Consider the following 23,148-nt stretch of genomic DNA (forward strand, 5'->3'; position numbering starts at 1 on the left):
CATCGATTCTCTGTTGTTCACGGGAGCAAAACCAGAGAGTCAGGTAAAACAAACCCCACGCGCAGGCGACCACGGTGGGGTTATCGGTAAGCGCGTTACACGTGGAAGCTTTCGCCGCATCCACATTCGTCTTTCACGTTCGGGTTAGTAAACTTAAACCCTTCGTTCAGACCTTCTTTGACGAAGTCTAACTGCGTACCGTCGAGGAATTGCAGGCTCTTACCGTCGACCACAACTTTAACGCCTTTGTCTTCAAACACGGTATCTTCAGCCGCCGGCTCGTCAACAAATTCCAGTACATAGGCCATACCTGAGCAGCCGGAGGTTCTCACGCCCAGACGCAGACCAAACCCTTTACCGCGGTTTGCCAGGAAGGTATTTACACGCGCTGCTGCACTGTCGCTTAAGGTAATCGACATAATAAAACCTCAACTCTTAATTATTTTGCTTCACGTTTGCTTTTGTAATCCGCAATCGCGGCTTTAATCGCGTCTTCAGCCAGAATAGAGCAGTGAATTTTCACCGGTGGCAGTTCAAGCTCGTCGGCGATATCGGTGTTTTTAATCGCCTGTGCTTCGTCCAGAGATTTCCCTTTTACCCATTCGGTAACCAGAGAGCTGGAAGCAATAGCGGAACCGCAGCCGTAAGTCTTGAAACGCGCGTCTTCAATGATACCTTCATTGTTGACTTTAATCTGCAACTTCATCACGTCGCCACAGGCTGGTGCACCCACCATGCCGCTGCCCACGTTCTCGTCGCTGTTGTCAAAAGAACCCACGTTACGTGGATTCTCATAATGATCGATTACTTTTTCGCTGTAAGCCATGCTGAATTCTCCTTATCGGTACCGATTAGTGATGTGACCATTCAATGCTGTTCAGATCCACGCCCTGTTTGTACATTTCCCACAGCGGAGAAAGGTCACGCAGGCGGCCGATGGAGTTGCGAACCAGATTAATGGCGTAGTCAATCTCTTCTTCGGTAGTGAAACGACCTAAAGAGAAACGAATTGAGCTGTGTGCCAGCTCGTCGGTCATCCCCAGCGCGCGCAGCACGTAGGATGGCTCCAGGCTTGCAGAAGTACATGCAGAACCGGAGGATACAGCCAGATCTTTCAGCGCCATAATCAGCGATTCGCCTTCAACATAGTTGAAGCTAACGTTGAGAATGTTCGGTGCGCCCTGCTCGAGATCGCCGTTAAGATACACTTCTTCCATATCTTTCACGCCGTCCCACAGACGGTTACGCAGACTGCGCAGGCGCGCCATCTCGGTTTCCATCTCTTCTTTAGCGATACGGTAAGCTTCACCCATGCCGACGATCTGGTGCACAGGCAGCGTACCGGAACGCATACCGCGCTCGTGACCGCCGCCGTGCATCTGCGCTTCAATACGAATACGCGGTTTACGACGCACGTACAGCGCACCGATACCTTTAGGACCATAGATTTTGTGGCCGGAAAAGGACATCAGATCAACTTTCAGTTGGCTCAGATCGATAGGCAGTTTGCCCACGCTCTGGGTCGCATCAACGTGATAGATGATGCCGCGCGCACGGCACATTTCGCCGATAGTCGCGATATCCTGCACCACGCCGATTTCGTTATTCACGTGCATGATGGACACGAGGATGGTGTCGTCACGCATTGCCGCTTCAAGTTCTTTCAGGTCAATAATGCCGTTACGCTGCGGGGCGAGGTAGGTGACTTCAAATCCTTCGCGCTCCAGCTGACGACAGGTATCCAGGACGGCTTTGTGTTCGGTTTTGCTGGTGATGATGTGCTTGCCTTTTTTCTGATAAAAGTTGGCTGCACCTTTAATCGCCAGGTTATCGGATTCAGTCGCACCGGAAGTAAAGACGATTTCACGCGGGTCAGCGCCCACGAGGTCAGCAATCTGGTTACGGGCGATATCTACCGCCTCTTCAGCCTGCCAGCCGAAACGGTGTGAACGAGACGCTGGGTTACCAAAGTTTCCGTCCAGGGTCAGACACTGCATCATTTTCTCGGCAACACGCGGGTCCACCGGCGTGGTTGCGGAGTAGTCGAGATAGATCGGTAATTTCATTGCTCTATAAACTCCGTACATCGCTTCAATGCAAGGAATCAGGCAACCGGCTGGATGTACGACCGAGTTAACGGGGTGTGTAACACCCCGGCCTGATTCTAAAATACTTTTATTATGCGCGTAACTTAACGTCGATCGCGTCTTGTGCACGATTAGTGCGTGGAGCGTCATGGGTGTGCTGGCGACCAGACACATCCAGGACTTCCTGATTATTCACCAGTTCGCCCAACGTAATGTTGTTGAGGAAACCGGTCAGACGATCGCTCAGATCGCGCCACAGCGCGTGGGTCAGGCATTTATCGCCGCCCTGACAACCGCCTTTGCCCTGGCAACGGGTCGCATCTACAGACTCGTCCACAGCGCTGATTACTTCACCTACTGCGATGCTGCCGGCATCTTTACCCAGCAGATACCCGCCGCCTGGTCCACGTACGCTGGAAACCAGACCGTTTTTACGCAAACGGGAAAACAGCTGCTCCAGATATGACAGGGAGATTCCCTGACGTTCAGAAATATCAGCCAACGGTACCGGGCCCGTTTCGGAGTTGAGCGCAACGTCCAACATTGCGGTCACGGCATAACGCCCTTTTGATGTCAGTCTCATGTCTTACTTAGCCTCAAACTCGCCCCTGCCCGGGGTTTTTTATTGTAAAATGGGGGTATTGCATAGCAGGGGCAAGTCTGACATTCCCGACTAAATCAGTCAACTATTTACTTGACTAATTTAGTCAGGTATTTAACCTTCAGTGCCATTTTTACTTGCCGGAGGCGTTACGTTTACTTGCCTTTATTCTGTTGCTCAATTGAAGCTAAAATTCCGCGCAAAATGTTCAGCTCCTGGCTCTCAGGACGCGCACGCGTAAACAGACGGCGCAGCTTGTTCATCACCTGTCCCGGATGCCCTTCACGGATAAACCCGGTCGACAGCAGCGTTTGTTCCAGATGACCGTAAAAACGCTCTAAATCATCGACCAGCGGATACTCAGCTTCTTCGTATTCTGCGGTCTTCTCGCTTTCCTGCGTTGCCAGCCAGGCCATGCGCACTTCATAAGAGATGACCTGCACCGCCATCGCCAGGTTCAGCGAACTGTATTCCGGGTTCGCGGCAATAGCGACGTGGTAATGGCACTTCTGCAGTTCTTCATTCGTCAGGCCAACACGTTCACGACCAAACACCAGCGCTACGGGCGAATTCGTCGCTTCAGAGACGCTTTTTAAACCGCATTCACGCGGATCCAACATCGGCCACGGTAGCGTACGGGAGCGCGCACTGGTGCCTACTACCAGGCTGCAACCTGCCAGCGCTTCATCGAGAGTATCGACAATCTGCGCGCTGCCAATTACATCACTGGCACCTGCCGCCAGAGCGATGGCCTGAGAGTCCGGTTTAACCAGTGGATTTACCAGCCACAGATTGGTTAAACCCATGGTTTTCATTGCGCGGGCTACAGAGCCCATGTTGCCAGTGTGAGAGGTTTCCACCAGCACGATTCGAATATTTTGCAGCATTGTATTTCTTCGGCTAAAGATTATTCGGGCATATTATCATAAAACGAAGACATATTCCGAACTCGCTGCTATACTCTGCGCCGTTTTCCCGTTCTTTAACATCCAGTGAGAGAGACCGATGCATCCGATGCTGACCATCGCCGTGCGCGCAGCGCGCAAGGCGGGTAATGTAATTGCCAAACACTACGAAACCCCAGACTCTGTAGAAACCAGCCAGAAAGGCAGCAATGATTTCGTGACTAACGTCGATAAAGCCGCCGAAGCGATTATTATCGAAACTATTCGCAAATCTTACCCACAGCACACCATCATCACCGAAGAAAGCGGTGAGCACGCAGGTGAAGATCAGGATGTTCAATGGGTTATCGATCCACTGGATGGCACTACCAACTTCGTAAAACGTCTGCCGCACTTCGCGGTATCTATCGCAGTACGCATTAAAGGCCGTACTGAAGTCGCCGTTGTTTACGATCCAATGCGTAACGAACTGTTCACCGCCACTCGCGGCCAGGGCGCACAGCTGAACGGCTATCGTCTGCGTGGCAGCACCGCCCGCGATCTGGACGGCACCATCATCGCCACCGGTTTCCCGTTCAAAGCGAAGCAGCACGCCGCTTCTTACATGAAAATTCTTGGCAAAATGTTTACCGAGTGCGCTGACTTCCGCCGCACAGGTTCTGCTGCGCTGGATCTGGCTTACGTTGCCGCTGCGCGCGTCGACGGTTACTTCGAAATCGGTCTGAAACCATGGGATTTCGCAGCAGGTGAGCTGATTGCACGTGAAGCTGGCGCACTGGTTTGCGACTTCACCGGTGGTCATAACTACCTGGCAACCGGCAACATCGTTGCAGGTAACCCGCGCGTTGTTAAAGCCATGCTGGCTAACATGCGTGACGAACTGAGTGATGCGCTGAAGCGTTAATCTGCTGTGGTGCCGGATGCGACGCTTTCGCGTCTTATCCGGCCTACAAGTCATACCATTCCGCTCACTAATCTAAAATGGTCTTATCCCGCGCCCTACCGGCACCGCGCTCATCCACATCACTACCGCAGCAACAATAAGCACCGCACCACCGGCTAATGCCAGCGTCGTCCAGCCAATCTGTCGCCACAGCACCGGCGCTTTATGCCCGCTAATTTTCACCGCCAATGAGCGAAAGCTATGTACCAGCAAAGCCAATGACGTAATCGTCAAAGAGGTTCCTGCCGCCATCGCCAACGCCGACGCCATACCCCAGCTAAAGACGCCAACCACTTTACTGAACAGCAGCACCATAATTGCGCCAGAGCAGGGACGCATGCCCATAGAGAGAATAATCATCAACCGGGCGCGCCAGTCATCGCCGCTTTGCAGTTGTTCCGGGTTGGGCAAATGCTGATGCCCGCAGCCGCAGCCCTCGTGATGCACATGGTGCGGCGTAAAGGCGGTGAATTTCGGGCGCATCAGCAGCTGGCGCAATTTCTTCAGCGCACGGACACACAATAAAACGCCCAACATGCCAACCAGCGCATAACTTCCTTTCTCCAGCCAGAAACTGCTCATATGCAGCTGTCGGGCAGGCAGTTGCAGCACCGTGAGGACTACAACCACCAGTCCTATTGCCACCAGCCCCTGCAATAGGGAAGACGCCAGCGTCAGCCCAATGCTCGACTTGAGCTTCGACGGATGCGTCGCAAGCCAGGTCGTGATGACGATTTTGCCGTGCCCCGGCCCCAATGCGTGCAATACCCCATATATAAAGCTAAACAACAGCAGAGATCCGCCCGCACGTGTGGGGTTCGCGGCAACCGCTTTCAGCAACCCGCTCATCTGCTGGTTAACGTCGCGCTGCCAGACGACACTGTGCATCATTACCTGAGGCCAGGCTTGCCACAACCACAGCCCCCCGCCTGTCGCCAGCAACAAAAAGACCGCCAGCGGCCATAGCGTGAGCCAACGGCGTCTGGCTGCGCGTTGTTGATAAACTACTGACATTGCAGCGTCACCGTCTGTGCAAACTGTTTACCCAACTCCATATCCTCCGGCGGTGCGTCTTCTTTATCCAGCGACTGCGCAAAACTTAACATGTGTTCATTCGGCGTCGGCGTATGCATTGAAATATGGCATTGCTGGCTTATGGTCTGCGAAAGTCGGGCGTCGCTGTCTTTGTCATAGCTCATATCGACGTAGTAGGTCGGATCGAAGGTTGAAATAGTATATTTTTGACCGCTCAGTGGTTGAGCTTCGGCCAGCGGCAGAACGAACGTCAGCACCGCCTGGTGTTCTTCACGCGCCATGCCATATTCCGTCGGTCTGTTTTTAAACTTTACCTTTTTCCCATCGTGCCACACTTCGGTGAAATAGTGCTGCCCGAGAACGTTGGCCATCACTTCCGCCGCCAGTTTTTTCCAAATTTCATCACCAGGTTTAGCATCCCCCGCGTCGTAAAGCAGATCCGCCGACGTGATTTCATCCATCGTCCAGCGCATTTTTAGCGCGACGAACCGATCATTTTCGCTCACAACTTCGGTTTTCAGATGAATAAAGCTGTGGGGATGCGCACCTGCGCCAAAAGACAGGACAGCGAGAAACAACGTCATAATGATACGTTTAACGCCTTGCATGAGTTCTCCACGATAAAAATCAACACCGCCACAAATAATGATGCCGTATTTGGCGCAAGTGTGCCGAGGATACCATTGAACGAAAAAAAGTTGAGCACCCTTTTCCGGTATCGATTCAGTTCTCAATTTCGATAATTTCTTCTTCGGGAAATTCCACCCAAACACCTTTTCGGCGTCAAATCTTAAGTAAAATGATAATAAAATGTTAATTAATGGTTTCATTTTGATGTTTTATTAACACTTAATTTGAACGCTTGAATCTAAAACCATGCAAATTTAACTAACTGTTAACCATTTTGTTTCCATAAATTCACAATAGTGGGCGCATATCACATTCTCCAAACTTATGATTCATTCCCTCTTCCATTCGTTGTTAACTTCACGCCGTGACATGTCCTGCCCCCTACGAAAGGTACAACTATGAAATTCAAACTCGCATTACTCAGTGCAACCCTGGTTTCTGCATGCATGTTGTCCGGCACGTCCTTTGCGGCGGAAAAATATGAAATTGCTGTGGTTGCAAAGGTCACCGGTATTCCCTGGTTTAACCGCATGGAAACCGGCGTTAACGAAGCAGCAAAAAAACTGGATGTGAACGCTTACCAGACCGGTCCATCTACGCCGGATCCTGCACAGCAGGTCAAAGTGATTGAGGATCTGATCGCCAAAAACGTCAACGCAATCATCGTGGTACCGAACGATGCCAAGGTTCTTGAGCCAGTACTGAAAAAAGCGCGCGATAAAGGCATTGTGGTCCTGACGCACGAATCCCCGGACGAGCAAATCGGTCAGTGGGATATCGAAACCATCGATAGTGAAAAATACGCACAAGCCAACGTCGATGAGTTAGCGAAAAATATGGGCGGCAAAGGCGGGTATGCAATCTATGTTGGTTCGCTGACGGTCCCACTGCATAACGCGTGGGCGGATTATGCAATTAAGTACCAGAAAGAAAAATATCCGGAAATGTTCGAGGTCACTTCCCGCCTGCCGGTCGCGGAAAGCATTGATAAATCCTACGCCACAACGCTGGATCTGATGAAAACCTATCCGCAGATGAAGGGCATTATCGGCTTCGGCTCACTGGGTCCAATTGGTGCGGGTCAGGCTGTGCAGAAAAAACGCGCCAAAGATAAGATCGCCGTTGTCGGGATCGCCATGCCAGCGCAGGCTGCGCCTTACCTGATGCGTGGAGATATCAAAAAAGCGCTGCTGTGGGATCCAAAAGATGCGGGCTATGCGCTGGTAACGGTTGCCGATCAGCTGTTGCAGGGCAAAGAAGTCAATGCAGATCTGAGTATCGACGGTTTAGGGAAAGCCGATATCGACACGGAGAAGAAAGTGATCCGCTTTAACAAGATCCTCGAAGTCACCAAAGACAACGCACAATCACTTGGTTTCTAAGGCTTTAGCCAACACCAGGGAACCTTAACGCCGACCGTCTGGTCGGCGCTATCAACCAAACTAACACTCAGCGTCCGTCAGGGCGCTCGCAGGGGTATTGTCCATGGCAGACACCACCGCATTTATCACTCTTGAGAATATCAGCAAACAATTCCCGGGCGTGCTGGCGCTGGATAACGTGAATCTGACGCTGAGAAAAGGCGAAGTTCACTGTCTGGCGGGTCAAAACGGCTGTGGTAAAAGTACCATTATTAAAGTGATCTCCGGGGTTTATCACCCGGAAAAAGGCGCGCAGATTTTACTCGACGGAAAATTGTTCCATCACCTGACGCCGCAGCTCTCTTCCCATTATGGCATTCAGGTTATTTATCAGGACCTGTCGCTGTTCCCCAACTTTAGCGTCGCAGAAAATATCGCGGTCAACCGCTATCTGCCGGGCGGTGATATCTGGGTGCGTCGTGGTGCTATGAAACAGCAGGCGCTGGCAGCCATGAAACGTATCGGGGTGAATATCGATCCCGATAAAAAAGTAGAAAAACTCTCGATTGCCGACCGACAGCTGGTCGCTATTTGCCGGGCAATTGCCGCAGATGCGCGTCTGGTGATTATGGACGAGCCCACCGCCTCGCTAACCCGCCAGGAGGTCAATGGCCTGCTGAAGGTGGTTAACGAACTGAAAGCAGCCGGCATTTGCGTGGTGTTTGTCAGCCATCGTCTGGATGAAGTGATGGAAGTGGCAGACCGTATCAGCGTCATGCGCGACGGCAAACTGGTGGGCACATATCCTGCCAGCGAACTGGACAGTCACGAGCTGGCTTTCCTGATGACCGGACAACGCTTCCACTACAGCCCGCTGCCGGAGAAATCATTCGACGATCGAGAACCCCTGCTGGAGCTGCGCAACCTCAGCCGCAGAGGCAAATACCAGAACATTAATCTGTCGCTACATGGCGGCGAGATTGTCTCGATTGTCGGCCTGTTGGGCGCCGGGCGTACCGAACTTTGCCTCAGTTTGTTCGGCATGACCCAGCCGGAAAGCGGCGAGATGCGTATTAACGGTCAGCCGGTCACGCTTCGTAATAACCACGACGCCATTAAGCATGGGATCGGCTACGTCTCAGAAGATCGCCTGACGCAGGGGCTGATCATGGAGCAGTCGATTTACGACAACACCATCGTCACGGTGTTTGATCAACTGCACACCGGTAGCGGCTTGCTCGATCATCGTAAAGCGCAAAAGCTGGTCGCCGATTTAATCCGCGAACTGAATATCAAAGTGTCCGATCCGCACCTGCCGGTCAAAACCCTTTCCGGCGGGAATGCCCAGCGTATCGCCATTGCCAAATGGGTGGCGACCAATCCCCGCATCCTGATCCTCGACTCGCCTACCGTCGGCGTGGATATCGCCAACAAAGAGGGCATTTACCAGATAGCCCGCGATTTGGCGGAACAAGGTATGGCGGTGCTGATGATTTGCGATGAAATTCCGGAAGCATATTACAACAGCCACCGCGTGCTGGTGATGCGTCGCGGCAGACTGGTGGCGGAATTTAATCCTCATCACTGCCGTGAAGAGGAGATTGCTGAAGTGGTCGAGGTAATCAATGAATAAGATGCATCTGTCCCGTTTAATCGGGCAACATGAATTCTGGCTGGGCCTGCTGGTCGTGGCGCTGGCGGTTGGGCTAAGTGTCAGCACCGATGAGTTCCTCTCGCTCGGCAATCTGACAGATGTGGCCACCAGCTACGCGATTCTCGGCATTCTTGCCTGCGGGTTGTTTGTGGTGCTGATTTCCGGTGGGATCGATATCTCATTTCCGGCGATGACCGCGATTGCCCAGTATGCGATGGCCAGTTGGGTGATCGGCCACGGCGGCAACTTCGCTCTGGCGTTAACCATTGCGATTGCGGTGGGCCTGCTGCTTGGGCTCATTAATGGCTTCCTGGTCTACTGGCTGCGCGTTCCGGCAATCATCATTACCATCGCCACGCTGAACGTCTACTACGGTCTTCTGGTTTACGCCACCAAAGGTACCTGGCTGTACGGTTTCCCTGACTGGTTTATGAACGGCATTAACTGGTTCTCCTTCACCGCGGCAGATGGCTACGACTACGGCCTGACCCTGCCCCTGCTGTGCCTGGCGGCGGTGATCGTCTTTACCGCAGTGCTGATGAACTATACCCGTCTTGGCCGTCAGGTTTACGCCATGGGCGGCAACCGCGACGCGGCCTCACGTCTGGGGCTGAATCTGCTGAAGCTGCATTTCTACGTCTATGGCTATATGGGCATTCTGGCAGGTGTTGCCGCCGTGGTTCAGGCGCAAATCACCCAGTCAGTTGCACCCAATTCGCTGCTCGGCTTTGAGCTTACGGTGCTGGCGGCGGTCGTACTCGGCGGAACCAGCATGAGCGGCGGGCGCGGTACGTTGACCGGAACCCTGCTCGGCGTTGTCCTGCTCGCCTTCTTACAAAATGGTCTGACGCTACTCAGCGTCTCCTCTTACTGGCACACCGTATTCAGCGGCGCCATTATCCTGGTCAGCATCAGTGCCACGGCCTGGAACGAAAAACGCAAACTGGCAAGGGAGCTTTGAGATGAAAACAATCGCCAGATTTTTACCCGGTGATGCCATCATTCGTCTGCAATGCGTCATTATTGTGGTCGTCGCCCTGGTTTTCTCAGCCCTGCTCGGCAGCCGTTTTTTTAGCGTCGCTAACTTCCAGTCGATAGGCTCACAGTTACCGATCCTCGGTATGCTGGCCCTCGGGATGGGTATGACCATGCTGACCGGCGGCATTAACCTGTCAATTATTGCCGGGGCGAACGCCTGCTCGCTGGTAATGGCAGCGATTATCGTTACCCATCCGGATAACCCGCTGTTTCTGGTGCTGGCGCTGCTGGCAGGCGCAGCCGTGGCGGTGGCTATCGGTACGCTCAACGGCGCGCTGATTGCCTGGGTCGGCGTCTCACCGATTCTCGCCACCCTCGGCACGATGACACTTATCTCCGGGCTGAATATTCTGCTCTCCAACGGGACGGTGATTTCGGGTTTCCCGACCGCCATTCAGTACCTTGGCAACGCCACGATTGCGGGTATTCCGGTGGCGCTGTTGCTCTTTTTCCTGGTGGCAATCCTGCTATGGGTACTGCTGGAGCACACCACGCTGGGGCGCAGTCTTTATCTCGTCGGCTCCAATGAACAGGCTACCCGCTACAGTGGTGTGAATACCGTACGGGTACAAATTTCCGTGTACGTGATTTCAGCCCTGCTCGGCTGGGTCGCCGCCATTCTGATGATGGCGAAATTCAACTCGGCAAAAGCCGGATACGGTGAGTCCTACCTGCTGGTCACCATCCTTGCCTCCGTACTCGGCGGCATCAATCCGGATGGCGGCTTCGGACGCATTATCGGCCTGGTACTGGCGCTGATTGTGCTGCAAATGCTGGAAAGCGGCCTTAACTTGCTGGGGGTCAGCAGCTATCTGACGATGGCGCTGTGGGGCGCGGTGCTGATCCTCTTTATCGCATTACAGAATCGTAAAGCCTGATTTCAGGAGAAAAAATTATGGCAAGTTACTTTATTGGTGTGGATGTCGGAACCGGTAGCGCCCGTGCTGGCGTGTTTGATCTCAACGGCAGAATGGTCGGTCAGGCCAGTCGGGCCATCGAGATTTACCGTCCGCAGGCCGATTTCGTTGAGCAGTCTTCCGATAACATCTGGCAGGCGGTGTGTAACGCGGTTCGCGATGCGATTAACCAGTCGGATATCAACCCTATCCAGGTGAAAGGTCTGGGCTTTGACGCGACCTGTTCACTGGTGGTGTTGGATAAAGAAGGTAAACCGCTGACCATTAGTCCGTCCGGGCGCAGCGAACAGAATATCATTGTGTGGATGGATCACCGCGCCATTACTCAGGCTGAGCGCATTAACGCCCTGCATCATCGGGTGCTGGACTACGTTGGCGGTATTATCTCCCCGGAAATGCAAACGCCCAAACTGCTGTGGTTGAAGCAACATATGCCCAACACCTGGGCCAATGCGGGATACTACTTTGACCTGCCCGATTTCCTGACCTGGCGCGCAACGGGCGATGACACGCGCTCACTGTGCTCGACGGTGTGTAAATGGACCTATATGGGCCATGAAGACAAATGGGATGACAGCTATTTCCGCCAGATTGGGCTGGAAGACTTGCTGGAACATGATGCCGCCAAAATTGGCCGTTACGTGAAAACTATGGGCGAACCGCTTGGTCATGGTCTTTCTGCGCGCGCCGCCAGCGAAATGGGGCTGATTCCGGGGACCGCTGTCAGCGTCTCGATCATCGATGCCCACGCCGGTACGCTCGGCACGCTCGGCGCGAGCGGTGTCTCTGGCGAGGTGGCGGATTTTGACCGCCGCGTCGCGCTGATTGGCGGCACCTCTACCGGACACATGGCGATTTCCAAAGAGCCGCGTTTTATCGGCGGCGTTTGGGGTCCTTACTACTCAGCAGTGCTGCCAGAATACTGGCTTAACGAAGGTGGACAGTCGGCAACCGGGGCGTTAATCGACCACGTTATTCAGTCGCATCCTTGTTACGAAACCTTGTTGACCCAGGCGAAATCTCAAGGGCAGACCATTTATGAAGTGCTGAATGCGCTGCTGCGTAAAATGGCCGGTGAGCCGGAAGATATCGCATTTTTAACCCGTGACATGCACATCCTGCCCTATTTCCACGGCAACCGTTCACCTCGCGCCAACCCAACGCTCACAGGCGCTATCACCGGACTGAAGCTGTCGCGCACGCCGGAAGATATGGCGTTACAGTACCTCGCGACCATCCAGTCCATTGCGCTGGGAACCCGTCATATCATTGAAACGATGAATCAAAGCGGCTACACCATCGATACCATTATGGCCAGCGGCGGCGGGACGAAAAACCCGATCTTCGTTCAGGAGCATGCCAACGCCACCGGCTGTGCGATGCTGCTGCCTGAAGAGAGCGAAGCCATGCTGCTGGGTGGCGCCATGATGGGAACTATCGCCGCGGGCGTGTTCGATACCTTCCCGGAAGCAATGTCAGCGATGAGCCGGATTGGTAAAACGGTTACCCCGCAGACTAATCGCATTAAGCAGTACTACGATCGCAAATATCGGGTATTCCACGAGATGTATCAGGATCATATGAAATACCGCCAGTTGATGCAGGAGGACGCATGAGTAACTCCTGGTCTCAGGCCAGCGGCGTATTCCAGCTCTATAGCGATGCCCTGGCGGGTCTGGGGCAGCATCTGACTGAACCTGTCTGGCAGTCGCTGATGGCGGAGCTGCGCGGTTGTCAGGGCAAAATCGTCGTCACCGGCGTCGGTACCTCTGGCATTGCAGCGCGTAAAGTCGCGCATATGCTTGCCTGCGTGGAACGTCCAGCGATTTACCTCAACGCGACAGATGCAGCGCATGGCGATCTCGGTTTTTTACGCGCCGACGACCTGGTGATTATGCTGTCACGCGGGGGTAATTCGGACGAGCTCACCCGGCTGCTGCCCGGACTGGCTGCGAGGAATGTGCCCATACTGAGCGTGACTGAAAACGCGGATTCGGCCATCGCTAAAGCATCGAAGCTAGTGATTTCCACTGGCGTTCAGCGAGAGGCCGACCCGCTGAACATGTTAGCCACCACCTCCATTTTACTGGTGCTGGCTATCTTTGACGCCGCCTGCGCCTGTCTGATGAGCGAGAGCGGCTACTCAAAGGAAACGCTGCTGGCGGTACATCCGGGCGGCGATGTAGGATTAACGCTGAGTCGAGAGAAGTAACGCCAGACAGCTGTTACGGAGGTAATGAATCTGTTGCCTCCGTCGTATTGCTACGTTCACTTTAGGTTTTTCACTTCTCTGAGATAGCATTTTCATACCTCCCTCCGCCAGCATTCCCCCCTCTGGCATTTTTTATATCTCAACAAAAAGATAAAACAGTGAAAAAACGGATTAACGCGCTGCGTTCCACTCCCGCTATCTGTTCCGCACGTTAAAAATTCTGTGACGCTCTCCAGCATTCCTGGTGGAAAGCATTCCATTCCTCAAATCTATGAGCAAACTTTAGCTATTCTTATCAAACATACTTACGGGAGACCCTACAGATGATGTCAACGCTTGCTCCGCCATCTGTACTTTCCGCTCCCCAGCGCCGTTGCCAGGTTCTGCTGACGCTTTTCCTGCCAGGGCAAATCGCGACTACACAAACCTTCAGCAGCCTCAATGGTGTCGATGATGCCACGGTTCAGGAAGATATTATTGGCGCAGGGCTCGAAATCCAGCGCTATCACCGGCTCACGATAGCCACCGCGCAGAATGGTGGCTATGCGATCGAAGGAACCCCGCTAAATCAGCGTCTGTGTCTGTTGCAGTGGCTGCGTCGTGGCCTGCGGATTTGCCCTACTTTTATCGCTCAGCATTTCACGCCCACTTTAAAAATTGCTCTTAAACAACAAGGTATCGCACGTACGCTGTATGACGACACCAATCTGCATGCGCTCATCAATCTGTGCTCCCGGCGCTTACAGAAGCCGTTTGAGTGTCGTGACATCCAGTTCCTGCGCTTGTATTTACAATATTGCCTGCTGCAACATCACGCAGGGATCACCCCAGAGTTTAATCCACTCCAGCAACGGTGGGCACAATCCTGCGCGGAGTATCCGCTCGCCGAGGAAATTGGCCGCCACTGGCAGCGCCACGTCATGCAAAGTGCGCCGCTGGGCGAATCGCTGTTTATGGCGTTGTTATTCTCAATGATCCGCATCCCCGACCCGATCCGCGATAATCACCAGCAGGATCGCCGCCTGCGCCTTGCTATTGCGCGGCTGGTGTTGCGTTTTCGCGAGTATGGCAACGTGCGCTTCAGCGACGAGCAAGGGCTGAATGACCAGTTGTATATCCACCTGGCCCAGGCATTGAACCGCAGCGTGTTTGCCATCGGCATTGATAACACGCTACCGGAGGAGTTCAGCCGACTTTATCCCCGGCTGGTTCGAACTACCCGCGAGGCGATTCACGGCTTTGAAGCGGAATACGATGTCCAGTTTTCAGAAGAAGAGATCGGCCTGGTCGCCGTTATTTTCGGCGCCTGGCTGATGCAGGAGAAGGATTTGCACGAAAAACAGATTATCCTGCTGACCGGTAGTAACGAACAACTTGAAGCGCATATAGAGCAACAGCTGCGCGAACTGACGCTGCTGCCGCTCAACGTAAAGCATATGCCGATGCAGGACTTTCAAAAAGAGGGAGCGCCGCGTGGCGTAACGCTGATTATTACACCGTACACCACGCCGCTACCGCTGTTTTCTCCCCCGCTGATTCATGCGGATCTGGCGCTTACGTCTCACCAGCAGCAGCAAATCCGCAAAATCCTTGAATCATAACGTCGCAGGCTGCGCCACCACTTTCGGGCGCAGAACGATAGCTGGTAGCGCCACCAGCGCCATCACCCAGAATACGCCGCTGCCCAGGTTCTGGTATAGATAGCCGGCGAAAACGGTCATGATGGCGATACTGCCGCCCATCGCCACCGCAGAATATACCGCCTGCAGACGAATCACTTCACTGCCCTGTCGCGCAGCAATGTAACGCATCGCCGCCAGGTGGCAGACGGTAAACGTTCCGCAATGCAGGATTTGCACCACAATCAGCCATGGCAGCTCTGTGCTCCAGCCCATCAGACCCCAACGCGCCACGCCGCAAACGGCGGAAAGCAGCAGAAGATCGCGAGCGCTAAAGCGGCGGAACAGCTTGTGGCTGAGCGCAAAAATAATCACTTCCGCCACCACGCCTAATGACCATAAATAGCCCACCGCCGAAGCGGAATACCCGGCAGACTGCCAGTAAATGGCGCTGAAACCGTAATAAGCTGCATGCGCGCCCTGCAGCAGACTCACGCAGGCCAGAAAGCGCCAGCTTTGGGTTATTAGCGCGCGCCAGGCGGGCCATCCTGCGCTCTCCTGCTGACGGTTTTCACCCGCTGGCTGCACGCTCGGGCGAATCATCATGCCCAGCAGCATTGAGGCGGCGCCAAGCGATAACAGGACCAGGATCACCCGATAGTCGAACAGGCTCACCAGTTTGCCGGTCAACGCAGAGCCGATCACAAAGGCCACGGATCCCCACAGTCGCACCCGACCGTAATCCATGGTTATCTGTTTTTGCCAGGTGTTGGCCAGCGCATCCGTCAGCGGTACCAGCGGTGAGAAAAACAGGTTAAAGCCGACCATCACCACCATCAGCCACGCCACGTTAGTCCCCGCCCAGAAGGCCAGCGCAAACACCAACGTCAATAAGGCCAGAATACGTAACGCTGAGATCAGCCGAGAGGGATCGCTCACACGCGGCGCAATCAGCAAGCTACCGAGAAAACGGGCAATCAGCCCCGCACCCAGCAGTAAACCGATGGTTTCCGGCGTCAGCCCTAACCCTTCGAGCCAGACGCTCCAGAAAGGCAGAAAGATACCGTAGCTAAAAAAGTAGGTGAAATAACCGAGCGCCAGCCAGCGCGTGGAATGCAAAGCCATGAATCCCTCCCGTTTGGAGGCGATAGTCTGGCGACAAACGCAGGCTGGCGCAAGAGAGCATTAACAGGCAGATAACATGATTTTTGCCCTATTCGACGCTAATTTGCATCGCAAAATGGCAGCGTTCTCCCTGCGCTAAAACCTGCAATCCCGGCTGCCCCTGCATGTTGTGGGCATTCACCGGATGCGTTTGCGGCTCCAGGCACAGGAACTCCTCACCCGACATTCTGAACAGCATCAACCACGGAGTTTGCGCTAAAATCGTGACTTTCATCACATCTCGCTGAATAACGGCCCGCCCGCTCCAGCCAGAATATCCGACATTCAGCCAGCTATCCTCACCGTATTGCGCATGCTTGAAATCCGCCACTGCAGGGATATCGCGTTGCCATTCCAGCGGCAGATGCTGTTCCCCCTCCGGCCAGTAACCGCCGGCGGTGAACTGCGCCGTGCTGCGCTTATCAAAGGCGAAAAACGGATGGAACCCACAACCGTAAATCATTGGCTGCTCACCGCAATGGGTGAGCGTCAACGAGGCGTGCAGGCTTGAGGTTTCCAGTTGATAGCAAAGCCGCGCCGTATAGTCGTAGCCGCAGGGGTGCCAACTGCGCAACTGCAGCAAACAGCCGCTTTGGGTAGCGGTAATAATCTGCCAGCGTTGCAGCCAGCCGTCACCGTGCAGGAAGAAAGTATCGTCTGCGCCATGTTGAGGTAAAACCACCTCTTCACCGCGCAGCATAAAACGATTTCCCGCCACCCGATTCGCGACCGGCAGCATCGGGAACAGGCCGCAATCACCAGGCTGCTGACCATGACCTTCGCGTAAAATGGCCTGTTGATGTTGTAACGAAACCAGGCTTAATAGAGAACCGCCCTGCGGATCGACGCACATCCGCAGATGTGCGTTTTGTAGCGTCAGCAGACCATCCATTAGCGGGCGCTTCGCGGTTGGGTTGATGCACCAACTTTTGTATGCTGCGCCGCCAGCTGTTCTTCCAGCGCTTCCAGCGTCACGCCTTTGGTTTCCGGTACATTACGCAGAACATAGATGAAACCCATCGCGCAAATCACACCGTACAGCAGGAAGCTTCCCGACGCGCCCAGACTCGCATTGAGCAGCGGGAAGGTATAGGTCAGCAGGAAACAAGCAATCCACAGCGCCAGCGTCCCAAGCGACATTGCCAGCCCGCGCACGCGGTTGGGAAAAATTTCTGATAGCAGCACCCAGGTCACCGGCGCCAGCGTCAGAGCATAAATCGCGATTGCCGCCAGCACCAGAACCAGAACCGGCCAGCCCATAATGCCCAACCCGTACGCCCCGGCAATCAGTACGTAGATAACCGTCAATCCTGACGCGCCGAACAGCATCAGTTTACGACGGCCAATTTTGTCCACTAACGGCAGAGCGGCAAGGGTAAAGACCAGATTGATGATCCCTGTCGCCACGATCGATTTTAACGTACCGTTGATGTCGAATCCGGCAGAGGCGAAGATCTCCTGCGCATAGTTGAAAATAACGTTGATCCCACACCACTGCTGGAACACTGCCAGCACCATGCCAATAATCACGATCGGTTTGATCTGCGGTTGTAACAGCGTTGACCACGCGACCTTGTGATTATCTTTTTGCAGCGTATGTTCAATCTCTTTCAGCGTTTGCCCGGCATATTCCGCCGAACCAATGCGCTGCAGCATGGCACGCGCACGATCGGCTTTGCCCGCTTTCACCAGCCAGCGCGGCGATTCAGGTACAAAGAACATCAGCACCAGGAAAATTACCGCAGGCACTAATTCAGCACCAAACATCCAGCGCCAGCCTGTCTGACCGTTCCAGCTTTCAACAATTGCCTGCTGCGTAGCGCCTGTGGCAACAGGTTCGGCAATCATCAGGTTGATAAGCTGCGCCGCCAGCACGCCAATGACGATGGTGAGCTGGTTAACGGCAACAAAGCGACCTCGCTTTTCAGCGGGGCTGACCTCGGCGATATACAGCGGACTTAGCGCAGACGCCAGACCAATCCCCACGCCGCCCACAATGCGATAGACAATAAACATGTCGAAATTGCTGGCGACGGCAGTTCCCCAGGCAGAAGCGCTAAACAGGATAGCTGAGAGAATCAGCGGCATTTTTCGGCCAAATTTATCGGCGCACCAGCCGGAAATCAGTGCGCCAAAGATACAACCAACCAGCGCGGAACTCATCGCCCAGCCGGATTGCGCCGGATCGGTAATCGAGAAATATGCTTCATAGAAGGGTTTTGCCCCGCCGATCACCACCCAGTCATAGCCAAACAGTAAACCTCCGCAGGCCGCAACCAGGCAGATAGTCCAGACATAACCAATCTTTAAATGTGTCTGCGCGTTATTCATTATGATTCCTCTTTCAGGGAAACGCAGGGTACAGTAGGTTTCGGGTGAGGTTATCCCCCACCCGTTTCGGGTATTACTGGAAAAGCCTTACGTTAATGGCGTGACGCAGCAGTAATGCCTTGTCATGTGCCGGATTGAGTTGCAGGAGTTCATCAAGTTCACGCTGACAGGCGGCGCTATTTCCTAGCCCCAGATGCCCGAGCGCATTGATAAACAGGCAGTGTTGCTGGTGTTTTGCTTGTGCTGAGGTATCCAGCACCACCAGGTCGGGTAGCGATACGGCAAAGAAATCGACATCCGGCACGTTGTCGTGATGCGACTCAACCCATTGCAGGAAGCTATTGAACAGAGCGTCCGCCTCTGCATCATCGCCAAGTTTTCTCTGCGCCATACCCTGCCAGAAGAGATAGTCCACTGGCTGGTCGTTATAGTAACGTCCGGCATCCAGTGAGCTTCCGCCGCGCGTCGCACGGGAGAAGTAGCGCTGAGATTCTTCGAAATGGCCTTGCAGCTGCGCGCAATACCCCAGCAAATACCAGATGTCGTTATCCGTTTGCCCTGGCAAACGGCCTTCTCCGAGGTTTTGCGGATAGTGCAGCGCCTGTTGCAGTTGCGTAATAGCAGTTTGCGGGTCGCCGGACTGCACGGCAGCCAGCGCACGATGTAATTGATTAAGCAGATATTGCCCGGTGGCTTTACCTTCACCGCCTTCCCATGGATGGAACACCCGCTCACGTAATACTGCGGCGGCATCATCATAGCGCCCCAACCCATTCCACAAGCTGAGCAGTTCCACCGTCAGATCATCACGCAGGAAGACAATCTCTTTACTGGCTTCCAGCCGCTGCAGGCGCTGTTCAGCCGGTTGTGCCATCAGCTTGTTGAGATAGTCGAGTTCAAACAGGAAGCGGGCATTTTGCGGCTCCAGCGCCACGGCTTGCGACAGATACTGTTTCGCCTGCTGCGCATCTTGCAGTTTGTTCCAGGCGTAAATCCCCAGTAAACGATGCGCCGGAGCGAAATCCGCTTCCTGCGCAAGCGTGAACTGCCAGCAGGAAACCGCCTCGGCATAACGCCGTTTGCTGTACCAGAAACAGCCGAGTAAATAGCGGGCAAAAGCGCTTTGCTCAAGAGTTTGCAGCATCTGCACTTCATCCAGCGTATTGGGGAAACGCACGCGGTTTTGCAGACACTCACGAGCACGTTCAATGAAGGGTTGTGGATTATCGCTCAGCGAGGCGCGCCACAGCATCGGCAGCGTTTCCTGGCTGTCAAGCAGTTCCAGCACGCCACGGGCAGCATCCTTTTGCCCCAAAGAAGTCAGCCAGCCTGCCAGTTCACACGCGTTGGTCCCGCGACGCCCGGTAATCGAGATCAGCGCAAGCGCTGTCGCTTCGTCCTGGCAGATTGCCCAGCGTGCATAATGCAGGGTATAGCTCAGCGGATAATCCACCAGCTGTTGGCGAATGTAGTCCAGCGCTTGTGCATTGCGATCAAGCTTTGCCAGCGCCAGCGCTTTCAGCCCCATCGCCAGGTTATTACTACCGTTAAAGCGCAGGCTCTGCTCCACCTTTTCCAATGCGCCAGCGTAGTCCTGACGCTTCATCGCCAAACGCGCTAACGACCAGAAAGCCGCATCCCGGCAGTTGCCGCTCCAACTGGCCTTATAATAATTATCCCACGCGCTGTCATCATCGCCCTGACGTTCCTGTGCGGCGGCCAGCAGCATACTCGCCTCGCCATCACGCGGATTTTTATTGAGCTTATGCGCCCGCTCCAGCGCCTTGCCGGCACATTGTGCCGCCAGCGCCCAGTCCGCGCGGTTTAGCGCCAGCGTCCCCTGGGCCACATTATTGCGGTAGTCCAGCGGATCAACGTCCAGCGCGCGGCGATAATAATCTTCGGCATAGCGGCTGGCATGGTTGTACTGCTCCAGATGCTGACCAATAAAATAGAGTTCATCGGTATTAGAAAGCGCTTCTGGCAGCGCTGGCGCGACGGCCGCCGATGGCAGTGGTAACTCTTGCTCGATGTGCTCTTCGTACTGCAAAAGCGTAATGCCATCGGCGCCAGTGACAGTCATCGTTACCCGCGCATGGTTATCGTCAGACACATCAGCCAGCCAGCTTTGTCCGGGCTCCAGGGTCAGCGTATGCTCATAGAACGGTTGTCCATCGGCAGAAAGCGTAATCTGCACGTCGTGCAGCGGCGCAATCGCATAAACGCCCACAGAAAGCTGGCTACGCTCACGTACCAGACGAAGCGCCAACTGCGTACTGGCGTTTTGCACCATGCCCAGTTCGCTGTAGGGCAGGAAGTTTTGCACGAAGACTTTCTCTTCGTACGGCGCAAGCCAGGTGAAATCCGGCTGGTTGTCGGTAAAGACCCCAGTCATCAGTTCAATATAAGGACCGTTGTCATCGGTAAGGTTACGATCCCAGGCAACGCCAAAGTCGCCATAGCCCCAGGTCCACTGTTTTTTCCCTGGCGAAACGTGGTGGTCAGCCACATGTAGCAGACCGCCTCGCTCACCGTGATGCCATGCGCCAACAAAATCATAATCTGATTTTTCAGCCATGTAGGAGGTCGGTACCGGCACGTTTTTGTAGCGCGAGATATCCACGCCAGCCGAGTAGTCCACTTTATAGTATGTACCGGTGGCGATAGGAAACGCAGAAACATCACGCTTACCGTGGTCAAATACTGCGGTCACATCCGGCGGAAACACGCTCTGGTGATCGTCGCCGCCCTTCACCGCTGGATTCGCCCACCATAAAAAATGGCGCGGCGTAGCGTTACCGTTAAACACCTTCCCGGTTATCTCGATCAGGGCGCGATCCGGATACAGCGTAAATCCGGTCATCACCTGTAAACCGCGCATAGGTTCTACCTCACCCATCCATACGGTATATTCGCCGTGTTCACCCTGTTGCTGCGTAAAATCGACTGGCATAAAAGTGGTTGGGCGATGATGCTGCGGCCAGTTAAATTCAATGCCACCAGAGATCCACGGCCCAAGCAAACCAACCAGAGCGGGCTTCACCACTTCGTTGTAGTAGACAAAATCGCGCTGCTGAACTTTGTCATACGCTCGATGAATACGCCCGCCTAACTCCGGCAACAGCATGACGCGAATGAAGTCATTCTCCATCCACACCGCCTGATAGTCGCGCATTTCACGTTTGCCGGTCAGCGTATCAATCACGCCATACGGATACACCGCGCCAGAAGATCCCTGGTAAACCCGCTTTTCCAGAAACATTGGGTTGGCATCTTCTTCACCCGCCGTCCACGTTGGGAGGGTGATCGTTTCTTGCCAGACTTTAACTGAACCGTACATGCCGCTCTCCACTCAATAAGAAAAAGTAAAAATTCAACTTGATGCTATTCTGCGGCAGTTAAGTGGCGCTAAAATGCGCAATGCTCACGCAATATAGTTAAGGGAGTTAAGTGAATGCAGCGTTCGGGGTTCAACAACGCCAGGGTTCGTCAGGCGAATAAGCAGATCTTTTTGTCGCACCTGTGGCGGGAAAAGCAGCTCAGCAAGTCACAGCTGGCGCAGCTCACCAGCCTGTCGATCCCGGCGGTCAGCAATATCCTCGAAGAGCTAATGGATGAGGGGAGAATCAGTCATTCGCGAAAAACCTTAAGCCAGCGCGGTTTGAGCAGCGGCAGCTATCATTTGCCAGAAAAAGGCGCATGGACGCTATGTATCAACGTCACCCCTACCAGTATCACCAGCCAACTGGCGGACGCACGGCTGGTTGCCATCGGCGACTGGCGTCATGAGGTCATTAAGCCGGAAACCCCCAAAGCGCTGCTGTCAGCCCTTGCTGCACACTGGCGGGAATACCGTCGACAATTTCCCGAGGTCACGATTAATCTGGCGCTCGGCGTTCACGGCCAGGTTGATCCGATCACCGGCGCATCAAAAACCATGCCCCAGGCCCCGTGGAAAACACCGGTGGAAATAAAATATCTGCTGGAAGAGATGCTCGGCGTACAGGTCCGCCTGGACAATGACTGCGTGATGCTGGCGCTGGCCGAAAAATGGCAAAACCCAGCGGCTAACGGTGATTTTTGCGTGATTAACGTTGATTACGGTATCGGCTCATCGTTTGTGATTAACGACAATATCTGGCGCGGTAGTCTGTATGGCAGCGGCCAGATTGGACACACCATCGTTCATCCCGATGGAATTGCCTGTGACTGCGGTCGCTATGGCTGTCTGGAAACGGTGGCATCATTGAGCGCGTTGAAAAAACAGGCCCGCGTGTGGATGAAATCGCAGCCGACGTCCCTTTACGATCCGGAAACACTCACCACCGACCAGCTTATTACTGCCTGGCAGAACGGTGATGTTCGTATTCAGGCCTGGGCCGAGCATGCCGCCAGCGCCATTGGGCTTAGTTTATATAACTTTCTGAATATACTGAATATTAATCAGATATGGTTGTACGGTCGTAGCTGTGCTTTTGGCGATAGCTGGCTCAATACCTTGGTGCAGCAAACTGGGTTTAACCCGTTTGATCACGGTGATAACCCGCGCGCCAGAGCGACTCAGATAAGCTTCGGCCAGCTCAATCGTGCCCAGCAACTCATGGGAATTGGCTATCTGTATGTCGAGTCACAGCTCAGCGAGTTGTAACCA

At 54.2% G+C, this 23,148-nt stretch carries 20 protein-coding genes; 9 read left to right on the forward strand and 11 right to left on the reverse strand.

Annotated features, from left to right (window positions below):
* Nucleotides 1-95: 95 nt before the first annotated feature.
* The 5 genes from iscA to trmJ form a co-directional block, all read right to left on the reverse strand.
* On the reverse strand, nt 96-419 hold the full coding sequence (gene iscA, locus G4551_RS17290) for an iron-sulfur cluster assembly protein IscA (RefSeq protein WP_003037681.1): 324 nt from the start codon (nt 417-419) through the stop codon (nt 96-98).
* Nucleotides 420-439: 20 nt separating this feature from the next.
* Nucleotides 440-826, reverse strand: a complete 387-nt coding sequence (gene iscU, locus G4551_RS17295) for a Fe-S cluster assembly scaffold IscU (RefSeq protein ID WP_002913991.1) — start codon at nt 824-826, stop codon at nt 440-442.
* 25 nt (nt 827-851) lie between these two features.
* Nucleotides 852-2,066 (reverse strand): cysteine desulfurase, encoded by a 1,215-nt coding sequence (gene iscS, locus G4551_RS17300; protein WP_003838433.1) that lies wholly within the window; start codon nt 2,064-2,066, stop codon nt 852-854.
* 112 nt (nt 2,067-2,178) lie between these two features.
* Nucleotides 2,179-2,670 carry a Fe-S cluster assembly transcriptional regulator IscR gene (gene iscR, locus G4551_RS17305; protein WP_003037674.1) on the reverse strand — a complete coding sequence of 164 codons (492 nt, stop codon included), beginning with the start codon at nt 2,668-2,670 and terminating at the stop codon, nt 2,179-2,181.
* Between the two features lie 173 nt (nt 2,671-2,843).
* Nucleotides 2,844-3,575: a tRNA (cytosine(32)/uridine(32)-2'-O)-methyltransferase TrmJ gene (trmJ, locus tag G4551_RS17310; RefSeq protein WP_003838431.1), complete on the reverse strand. Its 732-nt coding sequence runs from the start codon at nt 3,573-3,575 to the stop codon at nt 2,844-2,846.
* Nucleotides 3,576-3,693: 118 nt separating this feature from the next.
* Here trmJ and suhB point away from each other — a divergent pair, with 118 nt between their 5' ends.
* Complete coding sequence (gene suhB / locus G4551_RS17315; protein ID WP_003037670.1) at nt 3,694-4,497, forward strand: inositol-1-monophosphatase; 804 nt, start codon at nt 3,694-3,696, stop codon at nt 4,495-4,497.
* 72 nt (nt 4,498-4,569) lie between these two features.
* On the opposite strand, the gene G4551_RS17320 is transcribed toward suhB, so the two are convergent.
* Nucleotides 4,570-5,550 (reverse strand): nickel/cobalt transporter, encoded by a 981-nt coding sequence (locus tag G4551_RS17320; RefSeq protein WP_003838430.1) that lies wholly within the window; start codon nt 5,548-5,550, stop codon nt 4,570-4,572.
* The gene (locus tag G4551_RS17325) at nt 5,541-6,179 is read right to left on the reverse strand and encodes a DUF1007 family protein (RefSeq protein WP_003838429.1); all 639 of its coding nucleotides are present in this window, start codon (nt 6,177-6,179) and stop codon (nt 5,541-5,543) included. The genes G4551_RS17320 and G4551_RS17325 overlap by 10 nt, the downstream gene beginning before the upstream one ends.
* 420 nt (nt 6,180-6,599) lie before the next feature.
* Between G4551_RS17325 and G4551_RS17330 the strand changes: the two genes are divergently transcribed.
* From G4551_RS17330 to csiE, 7 genes are all read left to right on the forward strand, one after another.
* A complete protein-coding gene (locus G4551_RS17330) occupies nt 6,600-7,583 on the forward strand; it encodes an autoinducer 2 ABC transporter substrate-binding protein (protein WP_003037665.1) in 984 nt (327 codons plus the stop codon).
* 103 nt (nt 7,584-7,686) lie between these two features.
* Nucleotides 7,687-9,195 (forward strand): sugar ABC transporter ATP-binding protein, encoded by a 1,509-nt coding sequence (locus tag G4551_RS17335; RefSeq protein ID WP_003838428.1) that lies wholly within the window; start codon nt 7,687-7,689, stop codon nt 9,193-9,195.
* A complete protein-coding gene (locus G4551_RS17340) occupies nt 9,188-10,177 on the forward strand; it encodes an ABC transporter permease (RefSeq protein ID WP_003037661.1) in 990 nt (329 codons plus the stop codon). The genes G4551_RS17335 and G4551_RS17340 overlap by 8 nt, the downstream gene beginning before the upstream one ends.
* 1 nt (nt 10,178) lies before the next feature.
* Nucleotides 10,179-11,132 carry an ABC transporter permease gene (locus tag G4551_RS17345; protein ID WP_003037658.1) on the forward strand — a complete coding sequence of 318 codons (954 nt, stop codon included), beginning with the start codon at nt 10,179-10,181 and terminating at the stop codon, nt 11,130-11,132.
* Between the two features lie 17 nt (nt 11,133-11,149).
* Nucleotides 11,150-12,787 (forward strand): FGGY-family carbohydrate kinase, encoded by a 1,638-nt coding sequence (locus tag G4551_RS17350; RefSeq protein ID WP_003838426.1) that lies wholly within the window; start codon nt 11,150-11,152, stop codon nt 12,785-12,787.
* A complete protein-coding gene (locus tag G4551_RS17355; RefSeq protein WP_003838425.1) occupies nt 12,784-13,383 on the forward strand; it encodes a KpsF/GutQ family sugar-phosphate isomerase in 600 nt (199 codons plus the stop codon). Before G4551_RS17350 ends, G4551_RS17355 begins: the two co-directional genes overlap by 4 nt.
* Before the next feature lie 323 nt (nt 13,384-13,706).
* Complete coding sequence (csiE, locus tag G4551_RS17360) at nt 13,707-14,984, forward strand: stationary phase inducible protein CsiE (protein WP_003037652.1); 1,278 nt, start codon at nt 13,707-13,709, stop codon at nt 14,982-14,984.
* Here the strand turns inward: csiE and G4551_RS17365 are convergent.
* The 4 genes from G4551_RS17365 to G4551_RS17380 form a co-directional block, all read right to left on the reverse strand.
* Nucleotides 14,979-16,127 (reverse strand): 3-phenylpropionate MFS transporter, encoded by a 1,149-nt coding sequence (locus G4551_RS17365; protein WP_003037650.1) that lies wholly within the window; start codon nt 16,125-16,127, stop codon nt 14,979-14,981. The two genes, csiE and G4551_RS17365, sit on opposite strands and share 6 nt — an antisense overlap.
* Nucleotides 16,128-16,215: 88 nt before the next feature.
* Entirely contained in the window at nt 16,216-17,058 is an 843-nt protein-coding gene (locus G4551_RS17370) for an aldose 1-epimerase (protein WP_003838422.1), read from the reverse strand.
* Entirely contained in the window at nt 17,058-18,497 is a 1,440-nt protein-coding gene (locus tag G4551_RS17375) for a sugar porter family MFS transporter (protein ID WP_003838420.1), read from the reverse strand. The genes G4551_RS17370 and G4551_RS17375 overlap by 1 nt, the downstream gene beginning before the upstream one ends.
* Before the next feature lie 73 nt (nt 18,498-18,570).
* Nucleotides 18,571-21,837, reverse strand: coding sequence for a DUF5107 domain-containing protein (locus tag G4551_RS17380; RefSeq protein ID WP_003838417.1), 3,267 nt, complete (start codon nt 21,835-21,837; stop codon nt 18,571-18,573).
* Nucleotides 21,838-21,951: 114 nt separating this feature from the next.
* Between G4551_RS17380 and G4551_RS17385 the strand changes: the two genes are divergently transcribed.
* A complete protein-coding gene (locus G4551_RS17385) occupies nt 21,952-23,145 on the forward strand; it encodes an ROK family transcriptional regulator (RefSeq protein WP_003037640.1) in 1,194 nt (397 codons plus the stop codon).
* The last annotated feature ends 3 nt before the right edge of the window (nt 23,146-23,148 follow it).

Source organism: Citrobacter freundii ATCC 8090 = MTCC 1658 = NBRC 12681, assembly GCF_011064845.1.
GTDB lineage: Bacteria > Pseudomonadota > Gammaproteobacteria > Enterobacterales > Enterobacteriaceae > Citrobacter > Citrobacter freundii.